Source organism: Flavobacterium frigidimaris, from assembly GCF_002217275.1.
GTDB classification, from domain to species: domain Bacteria; phylum Bacteroidota; class Bacteroidia; order Flavobacteriales; family Flavobacteriaceae; genus Flavobacterium; species Flavobacterium aquidurense.
Map to the genome: position 1 here is coordinate 107,988 of NZ_MUGV01000039.1, position 12,532 is coordinate 120,519.

Consider the following 12,532-nt stretch of genomic DNA (forward strand, 5'->3'; position numbering starts at 1 on the left):
TTAATAAACAACGGTTAAAACTTCTTCTTTTGCTGGGCTATTGCTCTCTAGGCTAGGAATTAAATGATACTCGTATTCCAAGTTTATTTTTAAATTTTTATCTTCCAGAGTAAAAATATCACCGTTTACTTCCCTCCATAATGTTGCTGGCATTCCCTTTATATTTTTATAAATGCTTAAACCAGTTACTTTTTCTTTACTTTTATTATAATCCCAAGTCAGGGTTATTTTTTTATTTTCTCTATCTGGAGTTGCTTGTAAAAATGTAATAATCTTAAGAGATGTAAAATCTAAAACCTGTACAGTTATTGTGGAATGATCTAATGACGACCAAAGATTACTTCTGTCCTTAGCCAGAATCGCATATTGATACGTTTTTCTGTTCTCTACCCTATCATCTGTAAATTCCTGAATGGTATCGTTTATCTGCTTTATTTCCTGCCACTTTTCTTTGCCTTTTTCTCTCCTTCTTAGGCTATATCCTACTACATCTTCGCTATAACTTCGTATCCATTTAAGATGTACTTTACCATCTTTGTTGTCATAGTCTTTAAAAATTGGTGCAGCCGGCGGAATTTTATCCGGCTTATCTAAAATCAAAATATCTGAAGGCTCCGAAATATTAAAACGCATATCCTCGGCAGCAATTCTATAATATACTTTACTGTTTGTCATTTTCAGACTCACGCTGTCTTTATAAGTGTTGCCTATATATGATTTATGATAAATATCGACGAATTCTTCGCCTGCGGTATTGGCTTTTAAAATTCGGTAACCTCTCAGATCTTTTTCCTGATTGGGTTTCCATTTTAACTTTACCGTTCCAAGACTATCAATTACACCTTCAAGTCCTATTGGTTTTGCCGGCGGAATAGAATCAACAGGTTGAATGAGCATACTTTGGGATGTGAGGCGCTGGTTGTTTTTTCCTACAACAGATATCGTAAAGTAATTGGATGGAAATAAATTTTCTTTATAATTAAGTTTTCTCTGAGAGGGAGGCAGTATTTTAGAAACTATTTTATAAGGTCCCTTGTCATTATCTGCCAAGTTAATTTCGTAACCCTGAATAAAACCTTCTGATGCTGCAGGATATTCCCATTCCAGGTTAATCTCGTTTGAATTGACAATATTATAATCTATGAGCCTGGCTGGAGTAACTATAGCCGCAACTCCTGTTGCAGTAATAGGTTTTGTCAATTCTCCTTTTTCTCCAAATGAAGTTATACCATATAGTCTATAATGATATATTTTATCGTTGACACTAAGTGTGTCAACATAATACATTGTTTTTGATGGATGATCTTCTTTATCATTTAAGTTCACCAATGCTGTATTTGAGATGGGAGCATAATTGATTCCATCAGAAGATTTCTCGACCATAAAAGAAGTGTAAACTCTTTTGAAGATTTCATAATCCCACGAAAGCATCACTTTTTTATCATCGGGAATTGCTATAAAATCAGTTGGAGGAGGTAATACAGTATAATCTTTCAAACCAGTCATATAGGAAGATTCTTTTACCTTCGGACTTTCAAAAACGCTTATTTGATAAGCGTAAACCTCATTTTTTTTTACGTCTTTATCAACAAATCCCCACCCCGCTTTTACCGCAGCTTCAAAATTCATATCAGCAGCATACAAAGCAAACGTATAACGCTGATCGAGTTCGTCAGCCATATTTATTATTTTAGACAAATCTCCTCCTTTAGCAGCAGTTACCTCAAAGCTCTCTCCATAAATAGATTGTGCTATAATAGCAGCGTTATTATCTTTTTGAACTAAATCAAGCCAGGAATCTAAAGGCTCGGGTCTTAGCGGTTTTAGAGTTAGAAGAATTTTTTCAGGTTTGGGTAAAATGTTACCGTCTCGCAATACAGTAGTTCTTGTAATTACAAATCCTTTTTTGTTTGCTTTTTGCCATTCTATTGGAGAATTGACCGCCCAGCGAATTAAGATTTTATCTTTTTGAGCTCTGGCATTAACCATAACGGTTGTCTTATTTTGTGAAAAGCCAAAAGATATAGACAAAAAAAATAAGGAAATGAGTATATTTTTAAGCATTCATGTTATTATTTGTCTTCCAAAAAAAAGCAGAAGAAATGTGGGTGGAATTATTTTAAGAAAAAAGCCAAACACATCAAATTCTAATTGACGAAGTGTTTGGCTTTTGTTAATATTTAAATATTAATAAACAATTTGAGTAGTTTGCGTCGCAACTGAAGTTCCGCTTGGATAACTTTTTACAGTTTCTGTTGGATAATTGTTTGCATCATATTTATAAGAATAAGTCGTTGTCGATGTACTAATTTTAGCTCCAGATCCTGAAGTAGAGGTTTCCTTTAGTACATTATTAACGGATGCATTCTCATCTTCTAGTAATAGATTATAACCTAAAACATTTTTAAGTGGATTATTTTTGGTATCATATTCATACACATAAGAATATTCATTACCATAATATGATACTTCAAGTTTTACTAAATTTTGATCTTTAAATGTATATTTTCCAGTAGCTCCATACTCCTGCTCAACACCAGTTAAAATAAGCCCTCTAAAGTTTTCATAAAAAACAGTGCCGTCTGCATTATGCATAAATTTAGTTTCGTAGTAATAAGTAGCAGTTGGATCTGCACTTTTTTCAACACTTGTATTTAACTTTCCATTTAAATATGTATAATCAGTAGTTTTATCAAGTTTTCCATCTTTATCGAACTCCTCTACTTTTGTAATGAATTCTCCTGTATAAGTGTACTTAATTACATAGCCGTCTTGGTCGGTACTAGTAACTATTTTATTCCCATTATATACAATATTTTGGACATCAGAATCCCCTCCACTATATGTAGTTGTTACTTTTTTAGGTAAAATTGAAGAAGTTGAATTAGATGAATCATTATCATCTTTTGAACAAGAGGTAAATACTAATAAACTAGCGGCAAATAAATAAAGCAATTTTTTCATGGTTTTGATTTTTAAATTAAAAAACAAATCACCATAATTTAACAAAAAAAATATGTCTATATAAATCTTAAAAGTATCATAATAAGCTTTTTTAAAATAAATTTTCGGGCCGAAAAAATACATAAAAAAACGCTAAGAAATTCTCTTAGCGTTTTTCGTTTGTTATTCTAAAACCAAACCTATTTGGCCATCATCATCTAATTCCGTCTCCACCGAATCATCTTCTGGTAATTCAGGTTTCTCCGGAATTTCTTCAACTGGTTCTTCATATGGCAAAGGCTCCAGTAAGTTAACTTGTTTTAACTTATCGGCTGTCAATTGATTTCCTAAGGCTTTAAAACCTTTTACGGCTATAAAATCTTCTACATCTATATGTAAATCTTCTTTTTGGACTCCTTTTACTTTCGCAAAAACCAATTGCGCCAACGGACGATAATCTGTAGAAACAATTTCTAATTGCGAATTTGGATGATCGGTAATAAAGCTTTCTTCTTTCCCTTCATTTTCAACCAGAAAACGTTTTAAGAAATAACGCTCTTTTTCTCCGTCATAGTAAATTGCAGAAATTGGTTTCTTCGGATTCCATTTTTCCAACACAATCATATCTTCCTCAAAATGTGTCGATAATTCAGGAATAATAACTTTCAATTTCCCTGTTTGATTAATGATCAGTATTTTATCGCTTGGTTTAAATTCTCCAAGCAACTCTCCTCTTGCATCGACATTTAAACGTTTTACAGTATCATCAAACCAAACTTTTCTTGGCAATAAAGTAGAAATTCCTTTTTCTTTTAATTCGATTTTCTTGATTGGATATTTGGTAACTAGATTTCCTTTGGAAGCACGACCTTTAATGGCCAACTTGGCAAAATCAATATCAAATTTCAATTTCTTAATTGTTCCGACTTGGCGCAATAAAATCGTAATTACCTCAGCTTCTCCATTAGGATTATGCGAAAAATAAACTACTTGTGAACCTGCTGTTTCATTTGTTAAATCATATGGTTTGTCGCGCGTTACGCCTGTTACATTAAAACGTTTAATGTACGAAGGACCTGATTTTCCGTCACGATACATCATGTTGTATATCGTTCGTTTATCACTCTTATCAAAAATGGCGACATGTATAATATCTTTCCCCACAAATGTCTTGGCATCGACTTTCGTAATGATCATTTTACCATCACGTAAAAACACAATTACATCATCAATATCAGAACAATCGGTAAGATATTCGTCTTTTTTCAAACTTGTTCCAACAAAACCTTCTTCGCGGTTTACATATAGTTTTGTATTCCTTAAAACTACTTTTGTAGCTTCAACATTATCAAAAACACGAAGTTCTGTTTGGCGTTCGCGACCTTTTCCGTATTTCTCCTTTAATTTGGTAAAGTAAGCAATAGCGAAGTCTGTTAAATGCTCTAAGTTATGCTGCACTTCTTTCATTTCATCCTCTAACTTAGCGATAAAATCATCAGCTTTATCAGAGTCAAAACGAGTGATACGAATCATCGGAATCTGAGTTAGTCTTTGTAAATCATCGTCGTTGATTTCTCTGACGAATGATTTTTTGAAAGGCTCAAAACGATCGTACAAATATTTATACAGCGATTCTCTATCAGAATACAATTTGAACTCAATGTACATTTCTTCACGGATGAAGATTTTTTCTAAAGTAGAAAAATGCCATTTATTCTTTAATTCTTCTAACTGAATTTCTAATTCTTGTTTCAGCAAATCAACCGTTCTGTGGGTCGAAATTTTCAACATTTCAGAAACTCCGATAAACAATGGCTTATTATCTTCGATAACACAACCTAAAGGCGCTACTGAAGTTTCGCAGGCAGTAAAAGCAAATAATGCATCAATTGTTTTATCTGGAGAAACTCCCGGAAAAAGATGAATTAAAATCTCTACATCAGCTGCGGTATTGTCTTCAATTTTCTTGATTTTGATTTTGCCTTTATCATTGGCTTTCAAAATACTATCAATCAGAGTCGTTGTATTGGTCGAAAACGGAATTTGCGTTATCACCAATGTATTTTTATCTAACTGGGCAATTTTAGCACGCACACGCACACGTCCGCCACGCAGTCCATCATTATAATTTGACACATCGGCAATACCTTGTGTCATGAAATCAGGATATAAGGTAAAAGGTTTTCCTTTTAAAATTTTAACCGAAGCATCAATTAATTCATTGAAATTATGTGGTAAAACTTTAGTTGACAGTCCAACTGCGATACCTTCTGCTCCCTGTGCTAAAAGCAATGGAAACTTTACTGGAAGATTGTTCGGTTCTGCACGACGACCATCATAAGAAACACCCCAATCGGTAATTTTTGGTGAATATAAAACCTCTAAAGCAAACTTAGACAAACGTGCTTCAATGTAACGAGAAGCTGCTGCTCCGTCACCTGTTAAGATATTTCCCCAGTTTCCCTGGCAGTCAATTAATAAGTCTTTCTGACCAATTTGTACCATTGCATCACCAATACTCGCATCTCCGTGTGGATGATACTGCATGGTGTGACCTACAACATTGGCAACTTTATTATAACGACCATCATCCAACTCTTTTAAAGAGTGCATAATACGACGCTGAACCGGTTTGAATCCGTCTTCAATCGCCGGAACTGCACGTTCCAGAATTACGTACGAAGCATAATCCAAAAACCAGTCTTTGTACATACCGGTTACTTTCGTAATTACATCTTCGCCTTCTTCTTCCTGATTTTCGTAAAAATGCTGTCCTTCAAAATGTTTAGCATCTACGTTGATAATTTCTTCAGAATCATCTCCCTCTTGATTTTCGTCAAGCGAATTTTCTTCTGAATTATTCTCTTCGTTATTTGGAATTATGTTGTCGTCTTCGTCTTTCATTTATTTTGATTCCGAATTATTTTATTTAACCTGAACGTTTTCAATTGTATCTTGATTTGCTTTTTTAAATTTCTTTATAAGAAAAAAAGTCAATGCAAAACTTAATATAAATACAATTAGTGCGTAAATCAATTTCTTTTTATCCATCTGTTCTATACTTCTTCAACCGCATCCAACTCCACCTTCAAATTCTTGATAATAAACTCTTGTCTATCGGGCGTATTTTTTCCCATATAAAAAGACAATAGCTGCTCAATTGATGTGTTTTTATCCATCATAATTGGGTCAAGGCGAATCGTTTCTCCAATGAAATTCTTGAACTCATCTGGCGAAATCTCTCCCAAACCTTTAAATCGGGTAATTTCTGGTTTTGGTTTTAATTTTTCGATCGCGTCTCTTCTTTCTTCTTCAGAATAACAATAAATGGTTTCTTTTTTATTTCGAACCCTGAAAAGGGGTGTCTGCAAAATATATAAATGCCCTTCTTTGATCAATTCCGGGAAAAATTGCAAAAAGAATGTAATCAACAACAAACGAATGTGCATACCATCGACATCGGCATCGGTTGCGATTACGATATTATTGTATCTTAATTTTTCTAGTCCGTCTTCAATATCTAAAGCGGCTTGAAGCAAATTGAACTCTTCATTTTCATATACGATTTTCTTCGTCATTCCGTAGGAATTCAAAGGCTTACCACGCAAACTGAAAACGGCTTGTGTATTTACGTCACGCGACTTTGTAATCGATCCGGAAGCCGAATCTCCCTCGGTAATAAAAAGGGTGCTTTCTAAGTTTCTCGGGTTTTTCGTATCTGGAAGATGCGCACGGCAATCTCTTAATTTTTTATTGTGCAGATTGGCTTTTTTTGCACGATCTGTTGCCAGTTTTCTAATTCCTGATAATTCTTTACGCTCTCTTTCAGCTTGTAGAATTTTGCGTAATAACGCTTCTGCAGTTACAGGATTTTTATGTAAATAATTATCCAGTTTGTTCTTCACAAAATCATTTACGAAGGTACGAACTGAAACTGCTGGTGTTCCATCATCAGAACCCATATCGGTTGAACCCAGTTTAGTTTTGGTCTGAGACTCAAAAACAGGTTCCATAACTTTAATACTAATCGCACTTACAATCGATTTACGGACGTCTGATGCTTCAAAATTTTTGTTGTAAAACTCACGAATGGTTTTCACAAGTGCTTCTCTGTAAGCTGCTAAGTGTGTTCCTCCCTGCGTTGTATTCTGACCGTTGACAAAAGAGTGATATTCCTCGCTATATTGTGTTTTACTATGCGTTAAAGCGATTTCGATATCATGATCTTTCAAATGAATGATTGGATATTCTAAATCTTCTTCGCTAATGGTTTCTTCTAATAAATCACGAAGACCATTTTCAGAAATATATTTGTCTCCGTTGAAAATAATTGTCAAACCATTGTTTAAGTAACAATAATTTTTAACCATTTTAATTACATATTCCATACGGAATTTGTAGTTTTTGAAGATCGTTTCGTCTGGTGTAAAAGTAACTTTTGTTCCTTTTCGCTTTGTTGTTTCGATTACATCTTCTTCTAAAACTAGGTTACCTCCGGAAAATTCAGCTGCTTTTTGTTTATCATCACGAACTGATTCTACACGAAAATAATTGGACAAAGCATTTACTGCTTTTGTTCCGACACCATTCAAACCAACTGATTTCTGGAAAGCTTTAGAGTCATACTTTCCACCCGTGTTCATTTTCGAAACTACATCAACTACTTTTCCTAACGGAATTCCACGCCCGTAATCACGAACTGAAACCGTTTTGTCTTTGATAGTCACTTCAATAGTTTTACCCGAGCCCATTACGAACTCATCGATACAGTTGTCTAAAACCTCTTTTAAAAGAATATAAATACCGTCATCCGGCGAAGATCCATCTCCCAATTTCCCGATATACATTCCGGGACGCATACGAATATGTTCCTTCCAATCGAGTGATCGGATATTATCTTCGTTATATTGATTTTGCTCTAGCATAAATGAATTGGATTTTTGGCTAATGTACCATTTCTGTGTAAAAAATAAAAGCGTATTTTTTTTTTGTTACGAATAATAACAGCTTTGAATTCTATTTAAATTGATTTTAAAAAAACGCAAGCTTTAAAATTAAAAAAAATCAGTTCTAAAACAAAAAATTACTATTTGATTCCGAGTACTTCTTTTGCTAAAGCAATCATTTCGGGCGTTCCCGTGTTTTTGTTTTTTTCGTCAGAAAGTTTTACAACACCTTGCCAATGTGTATTATCAGGTTTAGTATCGGTTAACTTTATAACCATATTCATAGAAGGAAGACCAACATCATTGGTAAAATTGGTTCCGATACCAAAAGACATTTTAATTTTGTCTTTACAGAAATCAGTAATGATTTTTACCTTTTCATAATTTAAAGAATCGGAGAAAACAATGACTTTTGATTTTGGATCAATTCCCATTTTGGTATAATGCGAAATCACTTTTTGGGCAAACTCCACTGGATCTCCACTATCATGTCGGACACCGTCAAAAAGTTTAGAATATTTTTTATCAAATTGGTTAAAGAAAACTTCAGTTGTATAAGTATCCGTTAAAGCTATTCCGAGGTCTCCGCCATAAACTTGTGTCCAATGTTCAAGACTAATGGAATTCGCCATTTTAAAGCCGTATTGTGCAGCATGAAACATAAACCATTCATGTGCATGCGTTCCCAAAGGTCGTTTATTATTGACCATAGCAAAATGCACGTTGCTTGTTCCGATAAAACTTTGAGAACCGTAAGTATTTAACGTTTCGTTGACCAAGACATGAACATCGTAAGAATGACGTCGTCTTGTACCGAATTCTAAAACGGAAACTCCTAGTTTATTATAATTGTCAATTTTGTTTTTTGTCAGTTCTTTTATAGCTTCATCATTCAGGCGAATTAAATGATTGGATTTATAAAAAAGCTCAGAAATTAAAGCCATTAAAGGTACTTCCCATAAAATCGTCCGATACCAAAAACCTTCAATGGTCACTTTTATTTCAGAACCTTCCTGAGAAATATGAACTTCAGCTGGGTCAAAACTATATCCTTGCAGAAAATCTAAATACGTAGGATCAAGATAAGGACAGTGGTGTGATAAGTAATGTTTTTCATCTTTTGTTAATCGTAAATCGGCTAATGCATCCACCGATTTTCGAAGTAAATCACTAAAACCTGGCGGAAAAATATGTTTACCTCGATTAATAAAGCCATAACGTACTTTAGCTTTGGGAAAAAGTCTGATTACGGCATGCTGCATCGTAAATTTATAGAAATCATTATCTAAGATTGATTTCAAAAAAGTTGTTTCCATAAGCCAGTTCACTTTCATTTTTCATTAACTGCTAATATACGTCAATTTCACAAAAGAATAAAATTGTCTTAGTAAAGATGTAAATAAGATTTATTTCGAAACTACTTTGAAAGAAGCAATACTATTGGTATCCAAAAAAAATGTAATAAAATCTCCTATAGAACTATCAAATGTAATTTGAAATTCTAAACTTCCTCTTTTTTCTCTTGCATTCACGACTCTAACAGCCTGATTTCTTCTATTCAGGTAATAAAACTGACTAGACTTTGAAATGTTTTTAATCTGAAATGTTACTTTATCGCCTTTACTGACCTCGATAATTCCCGATTCAGGAGCTATGACTTTATTATCTCCTGCAATTGCTTTATTATAAATTAATGGTCCGTTTAGAAAATCTTCTTTACTTAATTTATGACCTAAATAAGAGCCTGAATCCGGAAAATGTTTCGCAAAAAAATAATCGGGTTCTGTATCAAAATAGGACGGCTCAAAGTCTTTTACCATTCGGCCTTTAGAACTATCATAATATCCCTGACCCCAGGTAACGTCTACTAAACGCCATTTTCCATCAATTAAAATAGTATTCCATGCATGGTTTGAAGTAGTATTTTTTTGGCCAATGTCTGCCAATCTGACCTTAGAATCTCCCCGAATAATTTCTGATTTAATACCAACCAACGAAGCTAAATGCTGGTATAAAAGTGTGAACCCTTCGCAAACTGCTTTCTGAGATTTAAATGCTTTTTGAAGCATATTATCATTCAGTTCCTGTATTTTTCTTTGCTTCTCTGCTTCATTGCGATAAGAAAAGCTTTGCGTTCTTGGCGGATTTAAAAAAGCATTAAAATCATATTTCATATTGAAGGCCATCCAACTGTAAATAGCCCTGGCTTTATCATAATCTGAATTAAAATCCTTTTCGATTCTTTGCGCCAATTCTTCTGTAGTATCAAAGCTTTTCGGATACTTTAGAACAACCTTATCCACAGCACTGTATTTTTGGGCGTGAGAATATTGCAGAAAAATTATACTTAAAAAAAGGATTAGAAAGTAGCTTTTTTTTGATTTCATGGAATTAAAAACAGTTTTTAATAAGGTCTCTTAGTTCTTTATCTAACTCAGTATTTGAGATTTTATTTTGCACTAAATCAAAATTAGCATTGAATGCCGGTAACGAAAAAGAAGCTTTTATATCAGCTCCATATCTTGGTAAAGCATTACGCCCAATTTCTAAAACGGAAGCACCGCCTCTTGAACCAGGTGAAGTTGCCAATAATAGCATAGGCTTTTTTTGAAAAACATCTTTGATTATTCTAGAACTCCAATCGAAAAGATTTTTGAAAGCTGATGAATAGTTATTATTATTCTCGGCCAGAGAAACTACTAAAATATCTGCACTTTCAAGTTTTGCAAGAAATGCTTTTGCCAAATCGTGCTGACCTACCTCTTTTTCGAGATCAACGCTGAATAAAGGCATTGCGAAATCATTTAAATCTAAAACTTCAACTTCTGCATTTTCGAATAAACCTGCTGCGTAAGTGGCTAAATGTTTATTGATTGAATGTGTACTGTTACTTCCTCCAAAGGCTACTATTTTCATGGTTTCTCTTTTTGTAATGTTTTTTCTATTGGTTCTTTTTTTGGCTCGTCGATTTCATAAATCTCTTTTGCTATTTCCACAGAATATTCGTTTGGATAAATTTTCCCTCCATACGATTTAGCATAGACTTTAGTAAATTCTGCTCCAAAATACAGAATTATCGCCGAATAATATACCCAAACCAGGATTATTATTACAGAACCTGCCGCACCATAAACTGAAGCAACTGTTGAACTTCCTAAATAAAAACCAATTGCAAATTTACCAATCATAAAAAGAATTGCTGTAACGCCAGATCCTATAAAAGCATCCTTCCATCTTATTTTTCCATCAGGCAATGTTCTAAAAATAATAGCAAAAAGAGTTGTTATACTCGCCAAGACAATAACTATATTGACCACATAAAATAAATAAACGGTACTCTCCGGAAAATATACTTTTAAGCGTGAACTCAATAAGTCTAATGTTGTACTTATAAAAAGACTGACCAACATTAAAAATCCAACCGAAGCAATCATTGAGAATGACATCAAACGATTTTGAATAAACTTTTTAACACCTTTATCTGGTTTTGCCCGTAGTCCCCAAATAAAATTGATTGAACTTTGTATTTCAGCAAAAACTCCAGACGCTCCAATTAATAGCATAACGACTCCGAATACGGTTGCAAAAACATTATCACCCGATAATTGCACGTTTTTTATAGCTTCCTGAATCTGACTCGCAGCGCCGTTGCCTACCAAACCATTAATTTGTCCGTACAATTCTCCTGTTACAGCTTCTTCTCCAAAAAAGAAACCACAAATTGTGATGATAATAATTAATAATGGCGGTAAAGCAAATATGGTATAATAAGCCAATGCCGCACTTAGCTTAATAGCATTATCATCATTAAATTCTAAAAAGGTGTTTTTTAGAAGAAACCAAGACTTGGCGAATATGTTTTTAATTCTCATTTGCTCTATTTTTGATATTCGCTCAAATTTAAGAATTAGTCAAAAATTTTGAATTGTTGCTTTTTGAGGAAATCTTATATTTTTACCATGTGTTATTTATTTAGAAATTCGTCTATATTCACTGTCTGTTCCCATCTTTTTAATTCTTAATATTTTTTTGAATTCACTTCTTGTTGGATTAATTAAATATGACATTGAATCTAATTTTTCTCCTTTAATTTCTGTAATTGAATCTATTTTTTTTAAATCACCTGGCAAATAAATTTCTTTTATTTTGAGCGTTTTATTATTTAAACTCATAATTTCTGTAGTCCAAAAAATTGAATCTTTTTTACTTAATACCAATTGACCATCTATTTGTTTCAATTTGTTATAGTAGGACAATCTGAAGAAAGTATCTAAGAAGGTTTCTTTAAATTCAATTGAATCTCCTTTTATATGTATAACTGATTTTTCGTGTGTAGTTTTATTTGTAGCCTCATTCCCGATAATCGTAAATTCTTCTTTAATAGAATCGAATTCAATTTTATGAATTTTATATGTTCCAAAATATTTATATATCATTCTGTCTTCTTTAATTCGCAAAAACGATGAATCCTTATCTATGTACAAACCTCTAAATCTTACCGGAAAATGATCTAATTCTGTATCATTTTCCGGTTGCGGATTTTCAAAATAAAAAATGAAACAATCCGGACAGGGACGAATTCTTACTTTTTTGCATGAAACAACTAAAACTATTAAGACCAGAATTAAAAATATCTTTTTCAT

9 protein-coding genes are annotated in these 12,532 nt (G+C 33.3%); all 9 read right to left on the reverse strand.

Translation table 11 applies throughout. From position 1 onward, the window contains the following. A complete protein-coding gene (locus tag B0A65_RS19925; protein ID WP_083370361.1) occupies positions 1-1,989 on the reverse strand; it encodes a fibronectin type III domain-containing protein in 1,989 nt (662 codons plus the stop codon). Between the two features lie 198 nt (positions 1,990-2,187). Then, complete coding sequence (locus tag B0A65_RS19930; protein WP_207556466.1) at positions 2,188-2,955, reverse strand: hypothetical protein; 768 nt, start codon at positions 2,953-2,955, stop codon at positions 2,188-2,190. A 171-nt stretch (positions 2,956-3,126) separates the two neighbouring features. Further along, positions 3,127-5,847, reverse strand: a complete 2,721-nt coding sequence (locus tag B0A65_RS19935) for a DNA gyrase/topoisomerase IV subunit A (RefSeq protein WP_074657012.1) — start codon at positions 5,845-5,847, stop codon at positions 3,127-3,129. Positions 5,848-5,999: 152 nt separating this feature from the next. Then, the gene (locus tag B0A65_RS19940; RefSeq protein ID WP_074657009.1) at positions 6,000-7,868 is read right to left on the reverse strand and encodes a DNA topoisomerase IV subunit B; all 1,869 of its coding nucleotides are present in this window, start codon (positions 7,866-7,868) and stop codon (positions 6,000-6,002) included. 161 nt (positions 7,869-8,029) lie between these two features. Continuing rightward, on the reverse strand, positions 8,030-9,205 hold the full coding sequence (gene pncB, locus B0A65_RS19945; protein WP_074658290.1) for a nicotinate phosphoribosyltransferase: 1,176 nt from the start codon (positions 9,203-9,205) through the stop codon (positions 8,030-8,032). Positions 9,206-9,295: 90 nt separating this feature from the next. Further along, positions 9,296-10,276 (reverse strand): transglutaminase domain-containing protein, encoded by a 981-nt coding sequence (locus B0A65_RS19950; RefSeq protein ID WP_074657007.1) that lies wholly within the window; start codon positions 10,274-10,276, stop codon positions 9,296-9,298. Between the two features lie 4 nt (positions 10,277-10,280). After that, positions 10,281-10,805: an NADPH-dependent FMN reductase gene (locus tag B0A65_RS19955; RefSeq protein ID WP_074657004.1), complete on the reverse strand. Its 525-nt coding sequence runs from the start codon at positions 10,803-10,805 to the stop codon at positions 10,281-10,283. Beyond that, positions 10,802-11,761 (reverse strand): YihY/virulence factor BrkB family protein, encoded by a 960-nt coding sequence (locus B0A65_RS19960; RefSeq protein WP_074657002.1) that lies wholly within the window; start codon positions 11,759-11,761, stop codon positions 10,802-10,804. The genes B0A65_RS19955 and B0A65_RS19960 overlap by 4 nt, the downstream gene beginning before the upstream one ends. 96 nt (positions 11,762-11,857) lie before the next feature. After that, positions 11,858-12,532, reverse strand: a complete 675-nt coding sequence (locus B0A65_RS19965) for a hypothetical protein (RefSeq protein ID WP_123890395.1) — start codon at positions 12,530-12,532, stop codon at positions 11,858-11,860.